Origin of the sequence: Streptomyces sp. NPDC019531, from assembly GCF_044903305.1 — a bacterium.
Classification (GTDB): domain Bacteria; phylum Actinomycetota; class Actinomycetes; order Streptomycetales; family Streptomycetaceae; genus Streptomyces.
This window is the reverse complement of sequence record NZ_JBJDQL010000027.1, coordinates 73,304-97,981: the sequence shown is the minus strand read 5'-3', so window position 1 is coordinate 97,981 and position 24,678 is coordinate 73,304. Positions and strand designations below refer to the sequence as shown.

Sequence of the window (24,678 nt, the reverse complement as noted above, 5' to 3'; positions counted from 1 at the left end):
GACGTAACGTCGCAACGTGATCGAGCCGCACGCTCCCGCCCCGCCCGGCGCTCCGCCGCCCTGGGCCGGGCCCGCGCGGCTGCCGCTCCGGCAGGGGACGGGGCGGTTCATGGTCCTCGCCTGCGTTTTCGTCTGCGCGGCCTGCGGACTGGTGTACGAGCTCGAACTGGTCGCGCTCGCCTCGTACTTGATCGGCGACTCGGTCACCCAGGCCTCGGTGGTGCTGTCCGTCATGGTCTTCGCGATGGGCATCGGCTCGCTCGCGGCCAAGGGGCTGCGCTGGCGGGCGGCGGCGGCCTTCGGCGTGCTGGAGGCGCTGCTCGCCCTGGTCGGCGGCTGCAGTGCGATGGCGCTGTACGCCGTCTTCGCGTGGACCGGTGACTGGGACGGTCTGTGGGCGAGCGGCCCGCGCTGGCTCCTGGTCGCCTTCTCCCTGGCCATCGGCCTGCTCATCGGCGCCGAAGTCCCTCTGCTGATGGAACTGATCCAGCGCATCCGCCGCCAGGACGCGGGCGGCGCGGTGGCCGACCTGTTCGCGGCGGACTACGTCGGCGCGCTGGTCGGCGGCCTGGCCTTCCCCTTCCTTCTGCTGCCCCTGCTGGGCCAGTTGACCGGCGTGATACTCACCGGCACCGTCAATGCGGTCGCGGGCGGCGCCCTGGTCCTCGGCCTGTTCCGACGCGACCTCACCCGCCGGGCCCGCTGGCTGCTGCTGACCGCCAACCTTGCCGTGCTCGGCGTCCTCGCCACCGCCGCCGTCCTCGTCGACGACTTCGAACGGGCCGCGCGGGAGGCGGTCTACGGCAACGACGTACGCGTCGCGATGCAGACCGGCCTCCAGGAGGTCGTCCTCACCGGCGGCACCCACGGCCGCCCCCTCTCCCTCTTCCTCGACGGCCGCCTCAGGGTCAGCGGCCGCGACGAGCACCGCTACCACGAGGCCCTCGTCCACCCCGCGATGAACGGCCTCCACGCGCGTGTGCTCGTCCTCGGCGGCGGTGACGGCCTCGCCGCTCGCGAGGTGCTGCGCCATCGGGGCGTACGGCGGGTCGACGTCGTCGAACTCGACCCCGCGGTGGTGGACCTGGCCCGCCGCGACCCGGCGCTCTCCCGGCTCAACGGCCATGTGTACGGCGACGCGCGCCTGCACGTCACCACGGCGGAAGCGTTCTGGTGGCTGCGGACGGCGGCGACCGTGCCGGCGTACGACGTGGTGATCGCCGATCTGCCCGACCCCGGCATCACCGCGAGCACCAAGTTGTACTCGGAGGAGTTCTACGGCCTCGTCCGCCGCCTCCTGACCCCGGACGGCCGCCTCGTCGTGCGCGCAGGGCCGGTCACCTCCCGCTGCCGCGCCTTCTGGACCGTGGACGCGACCATGCGCGCGGCCGGCCTGCACACCACGCCCTACAGCGTCGGCGGCCGCGACTCCGGATTCGCCGCGGGCCCCGACCGCACGGCGTCCCGCGCCCCGCGCGACTGGGGCTTCGTGCTGGCGGCGCGGGGAGCGAGCCCGGAGCCCGGCCTGGACCCCCGCGGGCCCGGACCGGCGACCCTGACCCAGGAGTCGCTGCGAGCGGCGCAGAGGGCGGCGGAGGCGACGAGGATCAAGGGTCTGACGGCCTCGACGTTGGTGCATCCGCGGTACTGAGACGGACGGGCGCGGTCACTTTCCACCAACGGGCGTGCACGGCGGTCGCCCCTGGGTAGGCTCGGCAACCATGGAGCATGAGGTGTTCGTTCCGGTTCCGGTCGAGCGGCTGAGGGAGGCGCTGGGGGATCCCGTCAGGGTCGCCCGGGCGGTTCCCGGGCTCCAGCAGGACGCCGGCGCGGAACCCATCACCGGGCGCCTCAAGGTGCGGGTCGGCAGCCACTCCATCACCTACCGGGGCACGGTCCACGTCTCCGGCCGGGACGACGGTTCCTACGCCGTCGAGGGCGACGCCACCGAGACCCGCGGCACCGGCTCGGTCAAGCTCGCCCTCGCCCTTCGCCTGCGCGACACGGACGGCGGCACGACCCTCACCTTCGACGGCACCGCGACGGCCGACGGCCGCGTCACGGAACTCCCCCAGGACGCGGTGGGCTCCGCGGTCGTACGCCTGCTGAACCGCTTCGCGGAGGCCCTGGCCGAGACGGAGGAGGAACCGGAGCCCGTGGAGATCCCGGAGGCGGTGGAGCCCCCGGTGGAGTCCCCGAAGGTGGCGGAGCCCCCGGAGGAGCTCCCGGCACCCGTCGCCGACGACTTCACCGAACCCGCCGGCCCCCCGGCCGAAGCCGCCCACGCCCGCCGCACGATGATCGGCCGCAGCGCCGAGGAGGTCGACCACGCACCCCCCAGGGGCCGCTACGCCCCGGTCCCGGCCCCCCAGACGGTGGCCTCGGGCGCGACCCTCCGCTGGGCGGCACCGGCGGCGGCAGTGGTCCTGGCGTCGGCGATCGTGGTGACCCGGGTACTGAGAAAACGCCGTTGAGTACTGTCATCCCGTGAGCCACGAAGACATCACACTGACCGCGGGCGACGCGGAAGTGACCTTGCAGCCGGGAAACGGCGGACGGGTCGGGGGACTTCGGGTCGGGGGTGTCGAACTGCTGCGGCAGGGAGAGCGCTTCGGCTGCTTCCCGATGGTCCCCTGGTGCGGACGGATCCGTGACGGACGGTTCCGCGACGGCGCCGACCTGCACCAGATGCCGCTCAACTCCCCGCCCCACGCCATCCACGGCACGGCCCGCGACGGCGCCTGGAGCGTCGCCCGCACGACCACCGACGAGGCCGTCCTCACGTACGACCTCGTCGAGCCCTGGCCCTACCAGGGCCGCATCACCCAGCTCGCGCTGCTCACCCCGGACGCCCTGACGCTCACGATGTCCGTGGAGACGTACGACTCCTCCTTCCCGGCCCAGATCGGCTGGCACCCCTGGTTCAACCGCAACCTCGGCGGCGAGGGCGTACAGCTCGACTTCACCCCCGCCTGGCAGGAGGAGCGCGGCGAGGACCACCTGCCCACCGGCAACCGCGTCGACCCGAAGCCGAGCCCCTGGGACGACTGCTTCGGCATGCCCGACGGTGTGGACGTCACACTCACCTGGCCCAGGCAGCTGGAGCTGAAGGTCGCGAGCCGCGAGGAATGGGTCGTGGTCTACGACGAGCAGGAGGCCGCCGTCTGCGTGGAGCCGCAGACCGGGCCGCCCAACGGCCTGAACACACTGCCGCGCCTGGTCACGCCGCTGGAGCCGTTGGAGGCCTCGACGACCTGGAGCTGGCGGCGCCTCTAAGCTGGCAGGCATGACTGACGCACGCGCCGCCCTGAAGCAGCAGATCCTCGACAAGGCCGTGGTGCACGGCAAGGTGACCCTGTCGTCGGGCCTTGAGGCCGACTACTACGTCGACCTTCGCCGCGTCACCCTCGACGGTGAAGCGGCCCCGCTGGTCGGGCAGGTGCTCCTGGACCTGACCGCGGACCTGGAGTTCGACGCGGTCGGCGGGCTGACCATGGGCGCCGACCCGGTCGCCGGAGCCATGCTGCACGCCGCCGCCGCGCGCGGGCAGCGCCTGGACGCCTTCGTCGTACGGAAGGCGGCCAAGGCGCACGGCATGCAGCGACGGGTCGAGGGCCCCGACATCGCCGGCCGCCGGGTGCTGGTCGTCGAGGACACCTCCACCACCGGCGGCTCCCCGCTCACCGCGGTCGAAGCGGTGCGCGAGGCCGGCGCGGAGGTCGTCGCCGTCGTCACGATCGTGGACCGGGCGACCGGCGCCGCCGAGAAGATCGAACAGGGCGCGGGCGTCCCGTACCTCTTCGCGTACTCGAAGGACGAGCTGGGGCTCGACTGACAGTCTTTTCTGCTGGGGCTCTGGGGGTTATCCCCCAGGGAGCGCAGCCCACAGGCTGGACACCTCGGGCGAAGCATCCGGGTACGTCTGGAAAGATGGGGCCGACGATGACGTCGAACCCCCACACAAGGTCTAGGTCAGGGCCGTAAGCACGCAGTACGCCAACCCGCAGACACAAGGAGCGGACACATGCCGATCGCAACCCCCGAGGTCTACAACGAGATGCTCGACCGGGCGAAGGCAGGCAAGTTCGCCTACCCGGCCATCAACGTGACCTCGACCCAGACCCTGCACGCTGCGCTGCGCGGCTTCGCGGAGGCCGAGAGCGACGGCATCATCCAGATCTCGACCGGCGGTGCCGAGTTCCTGGGCGGTCAGTACAGCAAGGAGATGGTCACGGGCTCCGTGGCCCTCGCCGAGTTCGCGCACATCGTCGCCGAGAAGTACCCGGTCACGGTCGCCCTGCACACCGACCACTGCCCCAAGGACAAGCTGGACGGGTATGTACGCCCGCTGCTGGCCGTCTCCGAGGAGCGCGTGAAGGCCGGCGGCAACCCGCTGTTCCAGTCGCACATGTGGGACGGCTCGGCGGAAACCCTCGCCGACAACCTCTCCATCGCCCAGGAGCTCCTGGAGCGCGCCCGCGCCGCCAAGATCATCCTTGAGGTCGAGATCACCCCGACCGGCGGCGAGGAGGACGGCGTCTCGCACGAGATCAACGACTCCCTGTACACGACGGTCGACGACGCGGTGCGCACGGTCGAGGCGCTCGGCCTCGGTGAGAAGGGGCGCTACCTGCTGGCCGCCTCCTTCGGCAACGTCCACGGTGTGTACAAGCCGGGCAACGTCGTCCTGCGCCCCGACCTGCTGAAGGAGCTGAACGACGGCGTGGCCGCCAAGTTCGGCAGGCCGGCCGGCTCCCAGCCGTTCGACTTCGTCTTCCACGGCGGCTCCGGCTCCACGGAGGACGAGATCCGCACCGCGCTGGAGAACGGCGTGGTCAAGATGAACATCGACACCGACACGCAGTACGCCTTCACGCGTCCGGTCGCCGACCACATGTTCCGCAACTACGACGGCGTCCTGAAGGTCGACGGCGAGGTCGGCTCCAAGAAGACCTACGACCCGCGCACCTGGGGCAAGCTCGCGGAGGCCTCCATGGCCGCCCGTGTCGTCGAGGCCACGCAGAACCTGCGCTCGGCGGGCACGAAGATCAAGTAGGCCTCGTCACGGCTGTTTGCGATGAGCCCGGTGCCACGGCACCGGGCTCGTTGTATATCTGGGGTCATGCCCGACGTCAGGCTGGCCTCACCGCAGGGCAAGTGGATCCTGCTCACCACCGTCCTCGGCTCCAGCATGGCGATGCTGGACTCGACCGTCGTCAACGTCGCCCTGCCGCGCATCGGCCGCGACCTGGACGCCGACCTCGCCGCCCTGCAGTGGACGGTCAACGCGTACATGCTCACGCTGGCCGGGCTGATCCTGATCGGCGGCTCCCTCGGGGACCGGTACGGCCGCCGCAAGGTCTTCGTGATCGGGGTGGTGTGGTTCGCGGCCGCCTCCCTGCTGTGCGGCCTCGCCCCCGGCGCCGGCGTCCTCGTCGCCGCCCGGGCCCTCCAAGGGGTGGGCGGCGCACTGCTCACGCCCGGGTCGCTGGCCCTGATCCAGGCCTCCTTCCATCCCGACGACCGGGGCCGGGCCGTCGGCCTGTGGTCCGGGTTCGGCGGCATCGGGGCGGCCGTCGGGCCGTTCGTGGGCGGCTGGCTGGTGGACGGTCCGGGCTGGCGGTGGGTGTTCCTGCTCAACGTCCCGCTGGCGCTGGTGTGTGCGCCGATCGCCGTACGGCATGTGCCGGAGTCGGCGGACGGACGGTCCGACCACGGACGTTTCGACGTGCTCGGCGCGGTCCTCGGCGCGCTTGCCCTCGCGCTGGTGACGTACGCGCTGATCGAGGCCCGCTCCGGCTCCCTGGTGGTCGCCGTCACGGCGGTCGCGGGCGTGGCCGCCGGGGTGGCCTTCGTCGCCGTGGAGAAGCGGCGACCCGATCCGATGATGCCGCTCGGGATCTTCGCGTCCCGGCAGTTCACCGCGGTCAACCTGGTCACCCTCTGCGTCTACGCGGCCTTCGGCGGGTTCTTCTTCCTGGCCGCGCTCCAGCTCCAGGTCGTCGTCGGCTACTCGGCCCTCCAGGCCGGTACGGCCCTGCTGCCGACGACCGCCCTGATGCTGTTGTTCTCGGCCCGCTCGGGCGCCCTCGCCGACCGCATCGGGCCGCGCATCCCGCTCACCGTCGGCCCGCTGCTGTGCGCGGCGGGGATGCTGCTGATGCTGCGGGTCGGGGCGGGGGCGTCGTATCTCACCGATGTGCTGCCCGCGTTGCTGGTCCTCGGCGCCGGCATGGTCACGCTGGTCGCGCCGCTGACGGCGACGGTGCTGGGCTCGGTGGACGCCTCGCGGGCCGGCCTGGCCAGCGGCATCAACAACGCGGCGGCCCGGGCGGCGGGCCTGATCGCGGTGGCCGCGCTGCCGCTGGTCACGGGGATGGGCGAGGAGGCGTACCGGTCGCCTACGGCGTTCGACAGTGCGTTCGGGCGGGCGATGACGGTGTGTGCGGGGGTGCTGGTGGTGGGTTCCGTGGTGGCTTTCGCGACGGTACGGGCGCTGCCGGCGGGGTGCCGTCGGCCGGAGTGCCGGACGCACGGGGCGGTGGTGGCGCCGCCGCTGGAGGGGGAGAGGGCTCGGGGGAGGGTGTCGTAGTTCGTCTGCGGGTGCGTGGGGGCTGGTCGCGCAGTTCCCCGCGCCCCTGGGTGGGTGTGGTGAAGCGGGTTGGGCTGTGCTCGCGCACGGGGGCGGCTGTCGTGGTGCGTCCGCGGGCCGGTGGGGGCTGGTCGCGCAGTTCCCTGCGCCGCCTGGGTGGGTGTGGTGAAGCGGGTTGGGCTGTGCTCGCGCACGGGGGCGGTTGTCGTGGTGCGTCCGCGGGCCGGTGGGGGCTGGTCGCGCAGTTCCCCGCGCCGCCTGGGTGGGTGTGGTGAAGCGGGTTGAGCTGTGCCCGCGCACGGGGGCGGCTGCGGGTGCGTTGTGGCTGGTCGCGCAGTTCCCCGCGCCCCTCAAGACGGTCACTGCCAGGCATCCGTGACCGCACCCACACAGGGGCGTGGGGAACTGCGCGACCGGCCCCCACCGGCCCGCAGACGAAACCATGCCCCAGGCGAGGGAGACTGGACCCATGTCGATTCACGAAAACCTCCTCGGGGGCCCGCCCCCGACTCACCTCCCCGACGACCCGGAGCCCCGTGAGCTCCTGGCGAACGGCACCGCGCCCGCGGATGTCGCCGCGCAGTACCCGACCTCCTCGCTGGCCTGGGCGCAGCTGGCCGACGAGGCGTTCGAGCGGGGCAGCGTCGTGGAGTCGTACGCGTATGCCCGTACGGGCTACCACCGCGGCCTGGACTCGCTGCGCCGCAGCGGCTGGAAGGGCCACGGGCCGGTCCCGTGGGAGCACGAGCCGAACCGCGGCTTCCTGCGTGCCCTGCACGCCCTCGCCCGTGCCGCCGGAGCCATCGGCGAGCAGGAGGAGTACGAGCGCTGCACGCAGTTCCTGAAGGACTCCTCGGCTACGGCGGCCCAGACGCTGGGCTGAGCGTCGGACCGGTGTGAGGTCCGTCTGACTGCGCAGGCGGACCTTGCCATTTCGCGGGACCATCGAAGAGGATTTGCCGCGGGGACCGGGGCGCCCTGTCGATGACGGCAGGGGCGGACCGCTACCCGGAGTAATACAGGAGACAGCGATGTCGTCCCATGAGGCTCAGGAATCGCAGGAGCCCGAGACCCCGCATCTCGACTTCCAAGGCACGACGCCGTACGAGGACTACGTCAAGGCGGACGTGCTCACCCACCTCCAGCACACCCTCTCCGACGACCCCGGAGAGATGGTCTTCCTGGTCACGACCCAGGTGATGGAGCTGTGGTTCACCGTCATCGTCCACGAGTGGGAGACCGCGGCGGAGGCGCTGCGCTGCGACGACGTGCCGACGGCGGTCGCCGCGCTCAAACGATCCGTACGGGAGCTGGAGGCGCTGAACGCCTCCTGGAAGCCGCTCGGCCAGCTGACCCCGGCGCAGTTCAACGCGTATCGCGGCGCCCTCGGTGAGGGCTCCGGGTTCCAGTCGGCGATGTACCGGCGTTTGGAGTTCCTGCTCGGCGACAAGTCCGCGTCCATGCTCGTCCCGCACCGGGGCGCGCCCCGCGTCCACGCAGAGCTGGCGAAGGCGCTGCACGAGCCGAGTCTGTACGACGAGGTGCTGCGGTTGCTCGCGCGGCGCGGGCACGCGATTCCGGTCGCTGTGCTGGAGCGGGACGTCTCGCGGCGGTACGAGCCGTCGGAGGAGGTCGAGGCGGCCTGGACGGCCCTCTACTCCGGCCCGGAGGACGACGAACTCGCCCGTCTCGGCGAGGCGTTGACCGATGTGGCCGAGCTGGTGTGGCGGTGGCGCAACGACCATCTCGTCGCCACCCGGCGCGCGATGGGCGCCAAGGCCGGCACGGGCGGCTCCGCCGGGGTGGCCTGGCTGGAGAAGCGCGCGCAGAAGAACGTGTTCCCGGAGCTGTGGACGGCACGGTCCCATGTCTGAACTCGCTTTCAAGGCACAGGAGTTGGACGCCGGTGATGAACTGGCGGGCGTGCGCTCCCGGTTCGTGCTCGACGACGTGGTGTACCTGGACGGCAACTCGCTCGGCGCGCTTCCGGCCGCCGTACCGGGGCGTGTCGAGGATGTCGTACGGCGCCAGTGGGGGGCCCTGCGGATCCGGTCCTGGGACGAGAGCGGCTGGTGGACCGCGCCCGAGCGGATCGGTGACCTGATCGCCCCGCTGGTCGGGGCGGCGGCCGGGCAGATCGTGGTCGGCGACTCGACAAGTGTCAATGTCTTCAAGGCACTTGTGGGGGCGGTGCGGCTCGCCGGCGGTCCGGATTCCGGTCGGGACGAGGTCGTGGTCGACGCGACCACCTTCCCCACGGACGGGTACATCGCCGAGTCCGCGGCCCGGATGACGGGCTGCACCCTGCGCGCGGTGACTCCGGCGGAGGTGCCGGACGTGCTGAGCGACCGTACGGCGGCCGTACTGCTCAACCACGTCGACTACCGCACCGGCCGCCTCCATGACCTGCCGGGACTCACCGCCGCCGTGCACGCCGCGGGCGCGATCGCCGTCTGGGACCTGTGCCACAGCGCGGGTGCCCTGCCGGTCGGGCTGGACGCGCACGGCGTCGATCTCGCGGTCGGCTGCACCTACAAGTACCTGAACGGCGGCCCGGGTTCACCGGCGTACCTGTATGTGCGCCGCGAACTCCAGGACCGCTTCGACTCCCCGCTGCCCGGCTGGAACTCCCATGTGGAGCCCTTCGGGATGCGACCGTCGTACGAGCCGGCGCCGGGCGCGCTGCGGGGGCGCGTCGGCACGCCGGACATCCTCTCCATGCTCGCTCTGGAGGCGGCGTTGGAGGTCTGGGACGGGGTGTCGGTCGAGGCGGTGCGCGCCAAGTCCCTCGCCCTGACGGACTTCTTCCTGGAGTGCGTCTCGTCGTACGTCGGTGAGGGCCGCGTCGAGTGTGTGACACCCCTGGCGCACGCCGAGCGGGGCAGCCAGGTCGCGTTGCGCTGCGACGACGCCGGTGAGGTGATGAAGCGGCTCATCGAGCGGGGTGTGGTGGGCGACTTCCGGCATCCGGACGTGCTGCGGTTCGGGTTCACGCCGTTGTACGTCGGGTTCGCGGACGTGGAGCGGGCGGCGCGGGTGCTGGGGGAGGTCCTCGGGGACGCTCGGTGATGCGGAAGCGGTCCGGGTCCTGGAGTCCAGTGGTCGGTCCGGCCGGCCGTCAGTCCCGGGTGACGTACACCCCCGCCTTCGCCGCCGCGAGCGCCGCGTCGGCCGCGCGTTCGGCGGCGGCGGGGTCGGGGGTGGTCCCGGTGCTGAGGAGGCCGTAGTAGAGGGGGGCCGAGACCGCCCGTACGACGGTCGCCGGGTCCGTGCCGGGGGGCAGTTCCCCGCGGGTGACGCCCTCCGCGACGCAGGGGGCCCACTCGGCGACCCGTACGTCGTAGAAGTGGCGCAGCGCCTCGGCCGTACGGTCGTCGCAGGTCGCCGCGGCGATGACCGCGCGGAACAGCGCGCCCTGCCGGGGATCGGCGAGCGTCCGCCGGACCAGGGCGGCGTTGGCCCGCAGGTCGTCGCGGACCGAGCCGGTGCGGGTGCGGGGCAGCGACTGCTCGGCCATGTCGGCGAGCAGATCGGCCACCAGCGCGGTGACCGTCCCCCAGCGCCGGTACACGGTCGTCTTGCCGACCTCCGCGCGGCGGGCGACCTCCGCGAGGTCGAGGCGGTCGAACCCCTGCTCGGCGAGCACATCTCCCGCCGCCCGCAGCACGGCCGTACGGACACGCGCGGTACGCCCTCCGGGACGGACGGTGCCGGGATCGGCGGACATGACGGCCTCCTCGGTGCGCTCCGGATCCGCGGAAGCGGACACCTCGCCAGCGTAACGAAACAGCAGAACCGTTTAACCCTCACCGAGCGTGACATCCCCGTGTCCGCGCACGTCATCGGCCTGATAGCGTCCCGGCCAACGGCCGAATTCTCTTCCAGGATGCTTTGCCGGTCCGTCAAATCCGTTTCATCGCTGAGAGGTTGGAGCATGCCGGACGACGCCGCAGCCCGAGCCGCCGCAGAAGCCCGCGCCGCGGCCGAGGAGGAGTCGGCCTTCTCGCACCCGGCGGTCGACCCCGACGTCACCGTCTCGTACGGCGAAGACCCCGACCAGGTGATCGACTTCTACGCCCCGCGCGGGGAGGGCGCGCCGGGTGGCGTGCTCGCGCCCCTCGTCGTCGTCCTGCACGGCGGGGCGTGGCGGGCGCCGTACGACCGGCGCCATGTGACGCCGTTCGCGGACTTCCTGGCGCGGCGGGGGTTCGCTGTGGCCAATGTGGAGTACCGGCGGGGCGGGGCATCGATTCCGGTGCAGGGTAAGGCTGTTGACGCGGTCGCTGGTGGTGGTGGCGTGGGGCCGGGCGTCGGTGGTGACGCCGGGCCGGTGGCCGGTGCTGACGTCGGTCCGGGCGTCGGTGCTGGCGTGGGGCCGGTTGCCGGGCGGTGGCCGGAGACCTTCGATGACGTGGCCGCCGCGATGGACGCGCTTCCCGGGCTCGTACGGGAGTCCCTCCCGCAGGCCGACCCGCGCCGCATGGTGGTCACCGGTCACTCCGCGGGCGGCCACCTGGCGCTGTGGGCCGCGGCGCGTCATCTCCTGCCCGCCGACGCCGCGTGGCGCACCGGCCGTCCGGCGCCCCTGCGCGGAGTCGTCGCCCTCGCCCCGATCGCCGACTTCACGGTCGCCGAGAAACTGGACGTGTGCGGTGGGGCGTGCCGTCAACTCCTGGGAGGGGAGGAGGGGTTCGCGGCGCGGCTGCCGTACGCCGACCCCGCGCTCCTGCTCCCCACCGGCATCGCGACCACCCTGGTCCAGGGCCGCACCGACACGGTCGTCCCGCAGGCGGTCGCCGAGGCCTACGCCGATGCGGCGGCCAAGGCGGGCGAGGTGGTGGGTCTGACGCTGCTGGAGGACGTCGGCCACTTTCCGCTGATCGACCCGGCGGCGGACGCGTGCGCGGTGGTGGCGGAGGAGATCGCACAGCTGGCGTGGTGAATTCGGTGCTTCGGTGGCTTGATGCCTCGGTTACGGCGGCTGTTTTGCCCCTCCCGGTGATACCCGTAATACCTGAGAGCTACCAACCGGAAGAGCTCCCTGGCGTGACGCGGACGACGAGGCACGCTCCGTAACTTCCTTTCCAGACAAGCCCGATGGCCGGGCGGACTGGAAGGGACGGGGACGTGGGGAGCAGTGGGAGGGGTCGGAGGGGTTGGCGCGAGGGGCGCGGTGACGCGGGGCAGCATGCGGAGGACGACCGTGAGAAGGGTCCGCGCCGCCGCACTCACAAGTGGCGCCGGGCTCTCCTCGCCGCCCTGATCACCACCGCGGTGGTGGCCCCGCTCTCCGCGGCGGCCCGTCCGGAGATTCCCGCCCCACTCCCCGCCGCCCTCCCGAAGCCCACCGCCTCCACCCTCGACTGGGCCTATGCGGCCAACAGCGCCAACGCCGCGGCCGCCGCCCGCATGGCCGCGGCCCACGGCGAAACCCACCGCGCCCGGGCGGACCGGGAGATGGCCGACCCCGCCCGTCACCTCCTCGCTTTCGACGGCCGAGGCCAGGGCATGGCGACGGAGGTCTTCGGCGACCTCGCCCACGCCGACCACGTGGCCGTCCTGGTCCCCGGCTCCGACACCTCCCTGGACACCTACCCCCGCTTCCGGGCGGCCGCGGAGGCCCTCCACCGGCAACTCACGAGCACCGCCGCCCGAGGCACCCGCACCGCGGTGGTCGCCTGGCTCGGCTACCGCACCCCAGACACGATCAGCACCACGGTCCTCACCACCGACCGAGCCGACGAAGCGGCCCCGCACCTGCGCGCGTTCATACGCCGGCTCCACGGCATCGTGGGCCCCGCGGCGCCCGTCTCCCTCCTCTGCCACTCCTACGGCACGGTCGTCTGCGCTCGTGCCGTCGCCCACCTGGACATCGACGACCTGGCTCTCATCGGCAGCCCCGGCACCGGCTCCCACACCGCCGCGGGCCTGCACACCACCGCCCGTGTCTGGGCGGCGAGGGGCCAGGACGACTGGGTCGCCGAGGTCCCCCATGCGCGGACCAACCTCTTCGGCGTCACCGTCGGCTTCGGCACCGACCCGGTCTCCCCGGCCTTCGGCGCCCATGTCTTCGCCGCCGGCAAGGGCGGCCACAGCGACTACTTCACGCCGGGCTCGGTCTCCCTGACCAACCTCGCCCGGATCGTCCTCGGAGACTCCGCGGAGGTGACCCGTGCCTGAGACCCACCACACCCGGGGCGGCGTGCGCGACGGCATACGCCGGGCAGCCGCCAAGGTCGACGAGGCGACACCTCCCGGACGGGACCGTGCCGTCGACGCCCTGCGCGCCTTCGCGATCCTCGGTGTCGTCCTCGGCCACTGGCTGGTGACGGCCCTGGTCGCCGACGGCGGCGCACTGCACACCGCGAGCCCGCTGCAGCACATGCCGTGGCTGGCCCCGATCTCCTGGGCCTTCCAGACACTGGCCGTGTTCTTCCTGGTGGGCGGCCATGTGGCGACCCGCGGCTGCACCTCGGCACGCGCTCGCGGGACGACGTACCGGCAGTGGCTGACGGCCCGTCTGTCGCGGCTGTTCAAGCCGGTCGCAGCCGTTCTCGCGCTGTGGGCGGTGGCGGCGACGGCCCTGCTGCTGACGGGCGCCCCGTTCGCGACGGTCCGCACGCTGGTCAAGCTCGCGCTGTCCCCGCTGTGGTTCCTTCTGGTCTTCGGCGCGCTGACGGCGGCGACCCCGCTGGTGCGGCGGCTCCACCCGCTGTGGCCGCTGGCCGTCGTCCTGCACGTGGACGTCGTGCGCTTCGGGTTCGGCGGTCCGGACTGGCTCGGCTGGGTGAACCTGGCGGCGGGCTGGCTGGTGCCGTACACCCTGGGTGCGGCCTGGACGCGGGGCGGGCTGGAGGGGAGGCGCGCGGGGTGGGTGCTGTTCGGCGGCGGTGCGGCGGTGACCGCGGTGCTCGTCCTGTGGGCGGGTTATCCGGCGTCGATGGTCGGGGTGCCGGGCGCCCAGGTCTCCAACCTGAACCCGCCGACGCTGGCCGCGGTCACCTTCGGCCTGGCCCAGTGCGGCCTCGCGCTGCTGCTGCGCGACCGGCTGCGCCGCGGCATGCGACGGCCCCTGGCCTGGGCGGCGGTGGCGCTGGTCAACCTCTCCGCGATGACCGTCTTCCTGTGGCACCAGACGGCGTTGATGGCCACCACGGCCACGGGTCTCGCGGTGGGCCGGCTGCTCGGTCTGCACACCGTTCCCGACGGACTGGGCTGGGTGGCGGTCCGGCTGGCCTGGCTGCCGGTGTTCGCCCTCGTCCTCGTGGTCTGCTGGGCGGCCTTCCGGTCCTTCGAACAGGGGCCGCGCAGGGTCGGGGGCCGCCCGTCACGGGTGATCCGCGTCCACCGTCGTACGGATCAGGCGGCAGCGGAGGAGGTGCGTCGTGCCTAGGGTGGTCGGCGTGATGGAGACGGGGATCCAGCGGGTGGTGGCCGACCGCGTACGGCGGTGGCTGCACGTACTGCGCGAGGACCTGTGCACGCTGCGGGCCGATCCGCTGCCCCCGTCGGTCTGGCTGCGCTGGCTGCCGCACGGTGTGCTGTGCCTGGTTGCCTTCGGGGTCACGGCCGGCGACGCGGGGCTGCTCATGGACAACGGGGTGGGGAGCGCACTCGCCTTCGTGATCGCTCTCGCCGAGGGTGCCGCCGTCGTGTTCGCGCTGTGGCGGCCCATTCCGGCGTGGTGGTTCTCGACCGCGGCGATGGTGGTCGGCGCCATCGAGGTGCGCCGACAGCTGCTGGACGGTGCCGCGCACGGCTTCACCTGGCCGTGGAGCGCGGGCGGACTCATCGGGCACATGGCCGTGCTGCTGCTGCTCGCCCTGCGGGTGCCCACTCGGGTGGCCGTCGAGGCGCTGGCGGTGACCCTGCTGCTCACGTATCTCATCGAGGGGGTGCTGGGTGCGGCCGCCTTCCAGCCCACCGGGGTCCTCGCGGTCACCCTGTTCACCGTGGTGGTGGTGCTCGGCACCGCCCTGCGCGGTCGCCGTGAGGCCAGAAAGGCGCTCGTCGAGCAGACCACCCTCACCACGGAGGAGCGGGCCCGGCGCACCCTGCTGGAGGAGCGCAGCCGTATCGCGCGCGAACTGCACGACGTCGTCGCCCATCACATGTCCGTCATCTCGATCCAGGCGCAGGTCGCCCCGCACCTCGTGGAGAACCCCTCCGACGAACTCCAGGAGAACCTCGCCGGCATCCGGCAGAACGCGCTGGAGGCCCTGACCGAGCTGCGCCGGGTCCTGGGTGTGCTGCGCGCCGAGCACCCCGAGGCGGTGGAGCAGTCCGTCGACCCCGCCACCGGCACCGCCCCGCACGCCCCGCAGCCCACCCTCGACCGCCTCGACGCGCTCGTGGAGAACACCCGGGCGGCGGGACTGGTCGTGACGCTCCAGGTCAGCGGTGAGCGGTGGTCGCTGCCGTCGGGCGTGGAGCTGTCGGCGTACCGGATCGCGCAGGAAGCGCTCAGCAACGTCCTGCGGCACGCACCGGGCGCGCAGGCCCGCGTCCACATCAAGTACCTGTCGATCGGCGTGGTCGTGGAGGTCGCCAACACCCGGCCGACGGGCCCCGCACCGCCGTCCCAGGGCACGGGCCACGGGCTGCTCGGCATGCGGGAGCGGGCGACGATGCTCGGCGGCGCCCTGCTGTCGGGCCCTCAGCAGGAGGGCGGCTACAAGGTGTACGCCTACCTCCCGGCGTCCCCGACCGACGAGGACGCGGAAGCGGAGCCGGGCGCATCCGGGAGCGCGGCGGGGGAGAGCGCGATGCCTGGGGCCTCGGTGCCGGGGGCCTCGATACCTGGGGCCTCGGCGTCCGCGGCGCCTGCGCCTGAGCCCCCGGCGTCCGGGACCCCGGCGCCTGGGACCTCGGCGCCCGCGACGCCTGCCCCCGGGATCCCGGCGTCCGTGACCCCCGTGTCTGAGGCCCCTGCAGCTGCGACTCGGACGCCTGGGACCTCGGCGTCCGAGACGCCTGCACCCGAAACTCCGGCGCCCGGGAGCCCGGCGCTTGGGACCTCGGCATACCCGAGCCCCGCACCCGAGACCGTGGCGTCCGGGACCCCGGCGCCAGGGAGCTCGGCGTCCGCACCTGAGGCCCCTGCACCCGAGACCCCGACCGACGAGGACGCGGGAGCGGAGACGGGCGTATACCCGAGCCCCGCACCTGAGGCCCCCGCGTCCGCGCCCCCCGCACCTGAGGCCCCCGCATCCGCGCCCCCCGCACCTGAGGCCCCCGCATCCGCGACCCCCGCACCTGAGGCCCCTGCATCCCCCAACCCGGCACCCGAGACCTCAACGCCCGAGACCTCAACGCCCGGGACCCCCGCCCCCGCACCCCCGGCCACCGCACCGGCCCACGACCCGAAGGACGACAACGCATGACGAGCGGGACGAACGGCAGCATCCGCGTACTCATCGCCGACGACCAGCAGATGGTCCGGCAGGGCTTCAGCGTGCTGCTGGGGGCTCAGCCCGGTATCGAGGTGATCGGGCAGGCGGTCGACGGACTGGACGCCGTCGCCAAGGTCGCCGAACTCGTCCCGGACGTCGTCCTGATGGACATCCGCATGCCCGAGCTGGGCGGTATCGAGGCCACCCGCCGCATCACGGGCGAGCGTCCGGAGATCAGGGTCCTGGTGCTGACCACCTTCGACCTCGACGAGTACGTCTACGAGGCGCTGCGGGCCGGAGCGTCCGGGTTCCTGCTGAAGGACGCCTCCGCGGAGCAGCTCGCCGAGGCCGTGCGGGTGGTGGCGGCCGGGGACGCACTGCTCGCGCCCGGTATCACCCGTCGGCTGATCGCCGAGTTCTCCCGTCTCGGCGACCGGCCCCGGGCCCCGCTCAAGAGCCGGGTCGGGGTGCTGACCGAGCGGGAGACGGAGGTCCTCGCCCTGATCGCACAGGGCCTGTCGAACGCGGAGATCGCCGGGCGGCTGGTCGTGGCCGAGCAGACGGTGAAGACCCATGTGGGCCGCATCCTGGTGAAGCTGGGGCTCAGAGACCGGACGCAGGCGGCGGTGTTCGCGTACGAGTCGGGCCTGGTGCGGCCGTCCGGCTACTGATCACCCCCCCCGCAGACCCGTAGTACCTGAGAGGGATACCGAAGGACCCCTCTCACTGGTGACGACGGTGACCCTCGCCCACACCTACCGTTTTGACTGTGACCGATACGACCGAGACGCACACGACACCTCCGCGGGGCGGCAGCGGCGGGTACGACGCGTACATGCCCCACAGCCCGGAGTTCAGGGCCGCCGTGGACGCCCTGCGCGGCCTGCGGCAGGACCTGATCAGCGAAGCCTTCGCCTACCACCCGCTGCCTCCCATGCGCGTCGACAAGGGGCTCTCCCGCCGCCTGTCCGGCCGACTGCGGGAGTACGCGGCCTGGACACCCCATGCGTTGATCACCGCGGCCGGCCTGCTCGCGATGCTCATCGCCTCGGACAACTCCGGGCACGGCGCGGTCACCAACCTCTTCGTCGGTGTGCTCGCCCTCGCCCCGATCCTGCTGACCATGGTGCGGCCGGTGCTCGCCTTCTGGCTGTCGCTCGGCGGGACCGCGATCACCTACCAGCTCTTGAACGGCGCGTCCGACGAATGGCCGTGGATGGCCGGCAGCTTCGCCTGCCACCTCGTGGTGCTCACGGTCGTGGCGATACGCACCCGCCCGCGCACGGCGGCCTGGATGTGGCTGCTGACCGGGGCGTACAGCCTGCTGTGGGAAGGCGGGCTGGGCGGCCCGCACTACTACGGCTCCAACACCATCGAGCTGCTGTTCATCTCCGCCCTGGCCCTGCTCGTCGTGAGCGTCTGGCACATACGCCGGGACGCCCAGCAGACGGTGACCGCCCAGCAGACGGTGACCGCGCACGAACGCTCCCGCCGCACCCTGCTGGAGGAGCGCACGACCATCGCCCGGGAGCTGCACGACGTGGTCGCCCACCACATGTCGGTCGTCGCCATCCAGGCGGAGGCCGCGCCCTACCGGGTGGAGAACCCGCCACCGGAGCTGGAGAAGGCGTTCGCCACCATCCGGGAGAACGCGGTGGCGGCCCTGACCGAGCTGCGCAGGGTCCTGGGAGTGGTCCGCGCCGAGGACTACGAGGCGCCGGACGCCCCGCAGCCCACCCTGGCCGACCTCGACGCGCTGCTCGACAATGTGCGGGAAGCGGGCCTGAGCGTCGAGAAGGCGGTCACCGGGGCGGTGCGCGAACTCCCGCAGGGCGTCGAGCTGTCGGCGTACCGGATCGTCCAGGAGGCCCTGAGCAACACCCTGCGCCACGCCCCCGGGGCGAGCGCACGGGTCGAGATCGGATACGTCCTTGGCGGCCTGGGCCTGCGCATAGTCAACGGCCCGCTGCCCCAGCCGTCGCTGGTGAAGCCGTCGCCGGGAGCGGGCCATGGCATCACGGGCATGCGGGAGCGGGTCTCCATGCTGAGCGGCGAGATGACGGCGGGGGCCACGGATGAGGGAGGGTACGAGGTGGTGGTGTTCCTGCCGGTGCCGCTCATGGACGAAGGTGAGGCATGACGATCCGTGTCCTGGTCGCGGACGACCAGATGATGGTCCGCGAGGGTTTCTCCGTCCTCCTGAACGCGATGCCGGACATCGAGGTGGTCGGCGAGGCCGTCAACGGCCGCGAGGCGGTGGACCGGGTCCGTGAACTCGCCCCCGACGTGGTCCTGATGGACATCCGCATGCCCGAGCTGAACGGCATCGAGGCGACCAGGGAGATCGTCGCGGCGGACGGCACGGCGAAGGTCCTGGTCCTGACGACCTTCGACCTCGACGAGTACGTCTACCAGGCACTGCGCGCGGGAGCCTCGGGCTTCCTCCTGAAGGACGCCTCGGCCCGCCAACTCGCCGACGGGGTAAGGGTGGTGGCCTCCGGTGAGGCACTCCTCGCCCCCTCCGTCACCCGCCGCCTGATCACGGAGTTCTCCAAACTCTCCGAGTCCCCCCGCCTCATGACCTCCGCCCACGCGGCCTACGGCGACCTGACCGACCGCGAGACGGAGGTCCTGATCCTCATCGCCCAGGGCCTGTCGAACTCGGAGATCGCCGAACGCCTGGTGGTGGCCGAGTCCACGATCAAGACCCACGTCAGCCGCATCCTGGTCAAGCTGGGCCTGAGAGACCGAACCCAGGCGGCGGTGTTCGCGTACGAAGCGCGACTGGTGACACCGGGCTGACGAGGACGACTGTCACACCCACCGAGTCAGAACTCGGTGCCGCCACCGGCGAAACGTACGGGTGACACGAGTGCGTCCGTACCTTCGAGGCGCGTCGTATAGACCTTCAGGTCTCCGACGGCACTCTGTGCTCGTCGGCCGAGTGTCGGGTTCTTTTCGAGTTCGGCTCGGAGGGTTTCGACGGCTTCGAGCGTTCCGTGTCCGAGGCCGAGGCCGAGGCAGCGGGTGCGGGCCTCGCGAGTGATCTCGGCGACGACCGTCTGCTGGTCGTCGTTCACCGATCGTTGCCCCGGGCCGTGCGGATTTCGGCGACGGCCGCGGCGACGGCCGCGGCGACGGCCGAGTCGAAGTCGGGATCCTGACGGGCGGCGACCCGGCCGCGGAACTCCTCGACGAGGCGGACGACCCCGGAGAGGTCCGCCGGATCGGCGTGGTTGATCTCACGGGCCAGCTCGGCCTCGAAGTCGTCGGCGTCGCCGGGGAAGCCGTAGCCCATGGTCAGGGCGGCACGAAGCTCCCCGATGGTGCGCATGGGGGGGAGGTGGGGTTGGCCGGACCCCGCCGGGCGGGTGGTCATGGCGCTCGGCTCCCTTTCGCAGTGGCGCTTTCACCGTACCCGGACGGTTCCTCCACCGGCTCCGGCTCGCGTACCGCGTTCGTCGCGGCCGGCTCATGCCGCGGCCAGTTCGCACCAGACGTACTTGCCGTCGTTGCCGTCTCTGGACAGCGGCTGCCAGCCCCATACGTCGGCGCAGGCGCGGACCAGGGCGAGGCCGCGGCCGTTCTCGGTGAGGTGGGTCAGGGGCCTCGGTGACTTGGGTGACTCGGGTGGCTCGGGGTCCGCGTCCCACGCGCCGAGGCGGAGTGTTCCCGGGGGCGACCAGTGCACTCGTAGGGCGGCGGGGCCCACCGTCCGTGTCATCCCCATCGACCAGGACGGCTTCGGTGGTACCGGTGCGTCAATGATGTACCTGGGAGGTCCTGTGCCCAAGTTGAAGATCGCCCCCCTCCCCACCCGCATAGCCGTCCGCGACTCCAAGGCCCCCACCCGAGCCACCCTCTCCTTCCCGACGGCCTCCTTCGCCGCGCTCGTCGAGCACCTGAAGGAACACCCCTGGTCAGACGCCCGTATCAGCGGCTAGCGTCCCCGCATGGCAGCCTTCGATCCCTGGGACCCGGCGTTTCTCGCCGACCCCTACCCCGCCTACGCCGAGCTGCGTGCCAAGGGCCGTGTGCACTACTTCGAGCCGACGGACCAGTGGCTCGTACCGCACCATGCGGACGTCTCCGCGCTGCTCAGGGACCGCAGGCTCGGGCGGACGTATCAGCACCGGTTCACGCACGAGGACTTCGGGCGGACCGCGCCGCCCGCCGCGCACGAGCCGTTCCACACGCTCAACGACCACGGGATGCTCGACCTGGAGCCACCGGACCACACCCGGATCCGGCGTCTGGTGTCGAAGGCGTTCACCCCGCGCACGGTCGAGCGGCTCAAGCCGTACGTGACCAAGCTGGCCGGTGAGCTGGTGGACCGGCTCGTCGCGGAGGGCGGCGGTGATCTGCTCACCGACGTGGCCGAGCCCCTCCCCGTCGCGGTGATCGCCGAGATGCTGGGGATTCCGGAGGCGGACCGGGCTCCGCTCAGGCCCTGGTCGGCCGACATCTGCGGGATGTACGAGCTCAACCCGCCGGAGGACGTGGCCGAAAGAGCCGTACGGGCGTCCGTCGAGTTCTCCGACTACCTGCGCGACCTCATCGCCGAGCGGCGCAAGCAGCCCGGCGACGATCTCATCTCGGGGCTCATCGCCGCGTACGACGAGGGCGACCGGCTCACCGAGCAGGAGATGATCTCCACCTGCGTCCTGCTGCTCAACGCGGGCCACGAGGCCACCGTGAACGCCACGGTCAACGGCTGGTACGCCCTGTTCCGCAATCCGGAGCAGCTGGCCGCGCTGCGCGCGGACCACTCCCTGGTGCCCCGCGCCGTCGAGGAGCTCATGCGCTACGACACCCCGCTCCAGCTCTTCGAACGCTGGGTCCTGGACGAGATCGAGATCGACGGCACGACCGTCCCGAGGGGCGCCGAGATTGCCATGCTCTTCGGCTCCGCCAACCACGACCCGGAGGTGTTCGAGAACCCCGAGCACCTCGACCTCACCCGCACGGACAACCCGCACATCTCCTTCAGCGCCGGCATCCACTACTGCATCGGCGCCCCCCTGGCCCGTATCGAACTCGCCGCCTCCATGACGGCCGTACTGGAGAAGGCCCCGACACTGGCCCTGGCGTCCGAGCCACAGCGCAAGCCGAACTTCGTGATCCGGGGGCTGGAGGGGCTGGGCGTCGAGGTGATGTGATCACTCGTTCGGCTGGTCACCAGGTGATCAGGCGTGCGTTTCGTCCGGGGCTCGCCACACTGGCCGCAGCCTGAGAGGGGGTGCACCCTGACCGTGATGGCAGAGCGCACAGTGCAGACGTCGCAGATGTCGGTGGAGGAGTTCGAGAGGATCGCCGCCTTCGCGGCCAGGGAGACCGATGACGCCGTCAGGTTCGAGTTCATCAACGGACGGATCGGGGTCAAGAAGGTGGCCGACGGGGACCAGAACACGATTGTCGTGTGGCTGAGCAAGCGCTGTATGCAGGTCCGGCCCGATCTCGATCTCTACCAGGGCCGGGGGCTGCGAGTGGAGAAATACCGTGACGGCAGGGCACGCCCCGACGCCGTGCTCGTACCGGAGGAGCACTTCGCGGGGCACGGTGAATGGGCCGATCCGAGCGGCGCGCTCATGGTCGTCGAGGTCACGTCGTACGACTCCGACACCGACCGGCGTGACCGGCGGGAGAAGCCGGTCGCGTACGGCGCCGCAGGCATCCCGTTCTACCTGTTGATCGACCGCGATGCCTGCACGGTAAAGCTGTACAGCGACCCGGATCCGGGTGTCGGATACCGCGACAGCCGCACTGTGCCTTTCGGCGTGCAGCTGCTGCTCCCCGCCCCCCTCGGTATCGAACTCGACACGGAGAAGCTCAAACAGTACGTCGGCTGACGCCCGGCCTCGCGTCGTCAGGCGCCGTCGCACCCCCGCCGCCGGTCCGCCCACCGCACCAACAGGGTGAAGACGAGGAGCGGCAGAAAGGCTCCCCCCAGCACCACGAACGGCAGTTCCGTGAGCAGGACGCTGAAGTCCATGCCCTCGTTCTCGAAGCCGCCGCCCAGGTGGCGCTGGGTGCGGGTCGTGGACAGCCACAGCAGGGGGGCCGCGGTCGCCCCCACCGCCGACAGCGCGCAGCCCCCGCAGGTCACTCCGTCCACGCTCCGTCGTCCCATACCTGGAGGGACGAACTCCGGCCGTCAGTGGTTCACGTCGTCAGGTCGCGGCGCCGCAGACCCGCCAGGCCTACGGCGACGAGGGCCGCCGCCAGTCCGGTCAGGAGCAGTACCGGCCCCCAACTCATCTCCCCACCAGGCAAATTCGGCAGATGCCCGAACGGCGACACATCCAGTACCGCCCGCGGAGCGTCCAGCGCCGGGCCGACCCAGCCGATCAGGAGCACCGCGCACGCGACACCCCACGCCGCCGGAGCCGCCCGCGGCACCACCCCGTACAGCAGGACCGCGAGACCGCCGATCACCCACACCGCCGGGAGCTGTACCAGGCACGCGCCCAGGATCGGGGCGGCCTGTCTGCCGTAGCCGACGGCGAAGCCCAGCCCGGTGAGCAGCATGATGACTGCCGCGCCGCCGAAGGCGATGAGCAGGTGGCCGACGGCCCAGGCCGGACGGCTCACCGCGTTCGCGAGCAGGGGTTCCGCGCGGCCCGAGGTCTCCTCGCCGTGCAGCCGGAGCACCGAACCGACCACGTACAGCGCCGCGATCAGGCCCATCATGGCGATCATCGAAGCCAGGAACGCGTCCGTCAGACCGCTCTGGCCGCCCATCCGCTCGAAGATCTCCCGGGTGTTCTCGTTGTCGCCGACCAGGTCGGCCACGCCGTCCGTCAGCCCGCCGTACACCACCCCCACGACGAAGAAGGCGACCGACCAGCCGAGCACACTGCCCCGCTGGAGCCGCCAGGCCAGCGCGCCCGCCGTGCCCAGGCGGCCGAAAGAAGGTCCCGGGCGGGTCGGCACGAAGCTCATGCCCACGTCCCGGCGGCCCGCGAGCACGTACGCCAGCACACCCTGGCCCGCGATCGCCGCGGCGAACAGCAGCAGCACCCACCAGCGTTCGCCCGCGAAGGGACGCAGCTGCGACAGCCAGCCCAGCGGCGACAGCCACGTCAGGACCGACGAACCATCAGCCGTCACCGAGTCGCCCGCCGCGCGGAGTACGAAGGCCGCGCCCAGCACCCCCGCCGTCAGCCCCCGCGTCAGCCGCGCGCTCTCCGTGAGCTGCGCGACGATCGCCGCCATCGTGGCGAAGAGCATCCCTACGGCGCCGAGCCCCAGGCCGAACGCCAGCGCGCCCGCGACTCCCTGGCCCGCCAGCCCCGCCGTCACCAGCAACGCCAGCACACTGTTCGCGACGCCCGCCGCCAGCAGCGCCGCCGTCAGCGAGGCGCGGCGGCCCACCGCGCCGGAGGCGATCAGCTCGTGCCGGCCGCTCTCCTCCTCGTCACGGGTGTGCCGCACGACGACCAGCAGACTCGTCACCGCGGCGAGCGCCCCCGCGTAGACGCCGACGCGCCAGGCGGTGAGGGCGCCGAGGGAGTCACCGAAGACGGGTCCGATCAGCGCGCGGAAGGAGGCGTTGGTGGCGACCTGGTGCAACAGGTCGGTGCGCTCGGCCTCGGTGCCGTACAGGCCTTTGAGGGTGTTCGGCATGGACAGGACCATCAGGGCGTTCACCGCCACCCACACCGGGATCATCAGCCGGTCGCGGCGCAGGTTGAAGCGCAGCAGCACACCGGTGCCCGCCAGGGAGGTCATGACGCCGCCGCCTCGTCCTGGTAGTGGCGCAGGAACAGTTCCTCCAGCGTCGGCGGTGTCGAGGTCAGCGAGCGCACGCCCGATTCGGTCAACGACCGCAGTACGGCGTCGAGTTTGTCGGTGTCGACCTGGAGCCGGACCCGGCGGCCCTGTACGTCGAGGTCGTGCACACCGGGCAGACGCGCCAACCCGTTGGGGGCGCCCGCGAGTTCGGCCGTGACGCTGGTGCGGGTGAGGTGGCGCAGGTCGGCGAGTGAGCCGGTCTCGACCGTACGGCCCCTGCGGATGATGCTCACCCGGTCGCACAACTCCTCGACCTCGCTGAGGATGTGGGAGGAGAGCAGGACCGTTCGGCCGCGCTCCTTCTCCTCCTCGACACAGCGCTGGAAGACCTCCTCCATCAGCGGGTCGAGGCCCGACGTCGGCTCGTCCAGGATCAGCAGGTCCACGTCCGAGGCGAACGCGGCGACCAGGGCGACCTTCTGGCGGTTGCCCTTCGAGTAGGTGCGGCCCTTTTTGGTGGGGTCGAGCTCGAAGCGTTCGATCAGGGAGGCGCGGCGCGCCCGGTCGAGGCCGCCGCGGAGACGGCCGTACAGGTCGATGACCTCGCCTCCCGACAGGTTCCGCCACAGCGTCACGTCCCCCGGGACATAGGCGATCCGGCGGTGCACCTCGACCGCGTCCGCCCACGGGTCGCGGCCGAGTACCTGTGCGGCGCCGGAGTCGGCGCGGAGCAGGCCGAGCAGGACGCGGATGGTGGTGGACTTGCCGGCGCCGTTGGGGCCGAGGAAGCCGTGCACCTCGCCGGTGGTCACCTCCAGGTCGAGGCCGTCGAGGGCGTGGGTGGCGCCGAACGCCTTGTGGAGGCCGGAGACCGTGATTGCCTTCGTCATGGTTCAGAACGTACGCTTCTTTCAGAAATTTGTGAAGTTAAGGAAGCGTATAAAGCCCCGTTAGGGTGGT

The 24,678-nt window shown here is 72.0% G+C and carries 24 protein-coding genes and 2 pseudogenes; 19 read left to right on the top strand and 7 right to left on the bottom strand.

The annotated features are described in order from the left end of the window. The first annotated feature begins 16 nt into the window (after positions 1–16). From ACI2L1_RS27935 to kynU, 9 genes are all read left to right on the top strand, one after another. On the top strand, positions 17–1,651 hold the full coding sequence (locus tag ACI2L1_RS27935; RefSeq protein WP_404742131.1) for a polyamine aminopropyltransferase: 1,635 nt from the start codon (positions 17–19) through the stop codon (positions 1,649–1,651). Between the two features lie 70 nt (positions 1,652–1,721). Beyond that, positions 1,722–2,474, top strand: a complete 753-nt coding sequence (locus tag ACI2L1_RS27930) for an SRPBCC domain-containing protein (RefSeq protein WP_404742130.1) — start codon at positions 1,722–1,724, stop codon at positions 2,472–2,474. Between the two features lie 13 nt (positions 2,475–2,487). After that, positions 2,488–3,276: an aldose 1-epimerase gene (locus ACI2L1_RS27925; protein WP_404742129.1), complete on the top strand. Its 789-nt coding sequence runs from the start codon at positions 2,488–2,490 to the stop codon at positions 3,274–3,276. Between the two features lie 10 nt (positions 3,277–3,286). After that, positions 3,287–3,835, top strand: coding sequence for an orotate phosphoribosyltransferase (pyrE, locus tag ACI2L1_RS27920; RefSeq protein ID WP_404742128.1), 549 nt, complete (start codon positions 3,287–3,289; stop codon positions 3,833–3,835). Between the two features lie 189 nt (positions 3,836–4,024). Beyond that, complete coding sequence (gene fbaA / locus ACI2L1_RS27915; RefSeq protein ID WP_404742127.1) at positions 4,025–5,056, top strand: class II fructose-bisphosphate aldolase; 1,032 nt, start codon at positions 4,025–4,027, stop codon at positions 5,054–5,056. Positions 5,057–5,122: 66 nt separating this feature from the next. Next, positions 5,123–6,592 carry an MFS transporter gene (locus ACI2L1_RS27910; RefSeq protein WP_404742126.1) on the top strand — a complete coding sequence of 490 codons (1,470 nt, stop codon included), beginning with the start codon at positions 5,123–5,125 and terminating at the stop codon, positions 6,590–6,592. A 469-nt stretch (positions 6,593–7,061) separates the two neighbouring features. Beyond that, positions 7,062–7,475: a DUF3151 domain-containing protein gene (locus ACI2L1_RS27905; protein WP_404742125.1), complete on the top strand. Its 414-nt coding sequence runs from the start codon at positions 7,062–7,064 to the stop codon at positions 7,473–7,475. 148 nt (positions 7,476–7,623) lie between these two features. Continuing rightward, the gene (locus ACI2L1_RS27900) at positions 7,624–8,466 is read left to right on the top strand and encodes a tryptophan 2,3-dioxygenase family protein (protein ID WP_404742124.1); all 843 of its coding nucleotides are present in this window, start codon (positions 7,624–7,626) and stop codon (positions 8,464–8,466) included. Next, the gene (gene kynU, locus ACI2L1_RS27895; RefSeq protein ID WP_404742123.1) at positions 8,459–9,661 is read left to right on the top strand and encodes a kynureninase; all 1,203 of its coding nucleotides are present in this window, start codon (positions 8,459–8,461) and stop codon (positions 9,659–9,661) included. Before ACI2L1_RS27900 ends, kynU begins: the two co-directional genes overlap by 8 nt. Before the next feature lie 49 nt (positions 9,662–9,710). Here kynU and ACI2L1_RS27890 read toward each other — a convergent pair whose 3' ends face one another. Continuing rightward, positions 9,711–10,319 carry a TetR/AcrR family transcriptional regulator gene (locus tag ACI2L1_RS27890; RefSeq protein ID WP_404742164.1) on the bottom strand — a complete coding sequence of 203 codons (609 nt, stop codon included), beginning with the start codon at positions 10,317–10,319 and terminating at the stop codon, positions 9,711–9,713. A 207-nt stretch (positions 10,320–10,526) separates the two neighbouring features. On the opposite strand from ACI2L1_RS27890, the gene ACI2L1_RS27885 reads away from it, so the two are divergent. From ACI2L1_RS27885 to ACI2L1_RS27855, 7 genes and pseudogenes are all read left to right on the top strand, one after another. After that, positions 10,527–11,534 (top strand): alpha/beta hydrolase, encoded by a 1,008-nt coding sequence (locus tag ACI2L1_RS27885; RefSeq protein WP_404742122.1) that lies wholly within the window; start codon positions 10,527–10,529, stop codon positions 11,532–11,534. Between the two features lie 185 nt (positions 11,535–11,719). Then, positions 11,720–12,772 carry an alpha/beta hydrolase gene (locus ACI2L1_RS27880; protein ID WP_404742121.1) on the top strand — a complete coding sequence of 351 codons (1,053 nt, stop codon included), beginning with the start codon at positions 11,720–11,722 and terminating at the stop codon, positions 12,770–12,772. Further along, a complete protein-coding gene (locus ACI2L1_RS27875) occupies positions 12,765–13,985 on the top strand; it encodes an acyltransferase (RefSeq protein WP_404742120.1) in 1,221 nt (406 codons plus the stop codon). Before ACI2L1_RS27880 ends, ACI2L1_RS27875 begins: the two co-directional genes overlap by 8 nt. A gap of 13 nt (positions 13,986–13,998) precedes the next feature. Then, positions 13,999–15,324: pseudogene (locus tag ACI2L1_RS27870) on the top strand (sensor histidine kinase); the annotation flags it as partial. 647 nt (positions 15,325–15,971) lie between these two features. Next, positions 15,972–16,655, top strand: coding sequence for a response regulator (locus ACI2L1_RS27865; protein ID WP_404742119.1), 684 nt, complete (start codon positions 15,972–15,974; stop codon positions 16,653–16,655). A 98-nt stretch (positions 16,656–16,753) separates the two neighbouring features. Further along, a complete protein-coding gene (locus tag ACI2L1_RS27860; protein WP_404742118.1) occupies positions 16,754–18,124 on the top strand; it encodes a histidine kinase in 1,371 nt (456 codons plus the stop codon). After that, positions 18,121–18,786 carry a response regulator gene (locus tag ACI2L1_RS27855; protein WP_404742117.1) on the top strand — a complete coding sequence of 222 codons (666 nt, stop codon included), beginning with the start codon at positions 18,121–18,123 and terminating at the stop codon, positions 18,784–18,786. Before ACI2L1_RS27860 ends, ACI2L1_RS27855 begins: the two co-directional genes overlap by 4 nt. 26 nt (positions 18,787–18,812) lie before the next feature. Here the strand turns inward: ACI2L1_RS27855 and ACI2L1_RS27850 are convergent, their stop codons facing one another. From ACI2L1_RS27850 to ACI2L1_RS27840, 3 genes and pseudogenes are all read right to left on the bottom strand, one after another. Next, positions 18,813–19,064 carry a hypothetical protein gene (locus ACI2L1_RS27850; protein WP_404742116.1) on the bottom strand — a complete coding sequence of 84 codons (252 nt, stop codon included), beginning with the start codon at positions 19,062–19,064 and terminating at the stop codon, positions 18,813–18,815. After that, entirely contained in the window at positions 19,061–19,363 is a 303-nt protein-coding gene (locus ACI2L1_RS27845) for a hypothetical protein (protein WP_404742115.1), read from the bottom strand. Before ACI2L1_RS27845 ends, ACI2L1_RS27850 begins: the two co-directional genes overlap by 4 nt. A gap of 93 nt (positions 19,364–19,456) precedes the next feature. Continuing rightward, positions 19,457–19,699 (bottom strand): annotated as a pseudogene (locus ACI2L1_RS27840) (ATP-binding protein); the annotation flags it as partial. Between the two features lie 70 nt (positions 19,700–19,769). On the opposite strand from ACI2L1_RS27840, the gene ACI2L1_RS27835 reads away from it, so the two are divergent. From ACI2L1_RS27835 to ACI2L1_RS27825, 3 genes are all read left to right on the top strand, one after another. After that, entirely contained in the window at positions 19,770–19,928 is a 159-nt protein-coding gene (locus ACI2L1_RS27835) for a DUF397 domain-containing protein (RefSeq protein ID WP_404742114.1), read from the top strand. 9 nt (positions 19,929–19,937) lie between these two features. Further along, positions 19,938–21,143 carry a cytochrome P450 gene (locus tag ACI2L1_RS27830; protein WP_404742113.1) on the top strand — a complete coding sequence of 402 codons (1,206 nt, stop codon included), beginning with the start codon at positions 19,938–19,940 and terminating at the stop codon, positions 21,141–21,143. 87 nt (positions 21,144–21,230) lie between these two features. Continuing rightward, entirely contained in the window at positions 21,231–21,833 is a 603-nt protein-coding gene (locus ACI2L1_RS27825; protein WP_404742163.1) for a Uma2 family endonuclease, read from the top strand. A 17-nt stretch (positions 21,834–21,850) separates the two neighbouring features. Here the strand turns inward: ACI2L1_RS27825 and ACI2L1_RS27820 are convergent, their stop codons facing one another. Genes ACI2L1_RS27820 through ACI2L1_RS27810 form a run of 3 tightly spaced genes read right to left on the bottom strand, consistent with a single transcriptional unit; the run spans position 21,851 to position 24,608 of the window. Continuing rightward, positions 21,851–22,114, bottom strand: a complete 264-nt coding sequence (locus tag ACI2L1_RS27820; RefSeq protein ID WP_404742112.1) for a hypothetical protein — start codon at positions 22,112–22,114, stop codon at positions 21,851–21,853. 32 nt (positions 22,115–22,146) lie between these two features. Continuing rightward, entirely contained in the window at positions 22,147–23,715 is a 1,569-nt protein-coding gene (locus ACI2L1_RS27815; protein ID WP_404742111.1) for an ABC transporter permease, read from the bottom strand. Further along, on the bottom strand, positions 23,712–24,608 hold the full coding sequence (locus ACI2L1_RS27810; protein WP_404742110.1) for an ATP-binding cassette domain-containing protein: 897 nt from the start codon (positions 24,606–24,608) through the stop codon (positions 23,712–23,714). The genes ACI2L1_RS27815 and ACI2L1_RS27810 overlap by 4 nt, the downstream gene beginning before the upstream one ends. Positions 24,609–24,678 lie beyond the last annotated feature (70 nt).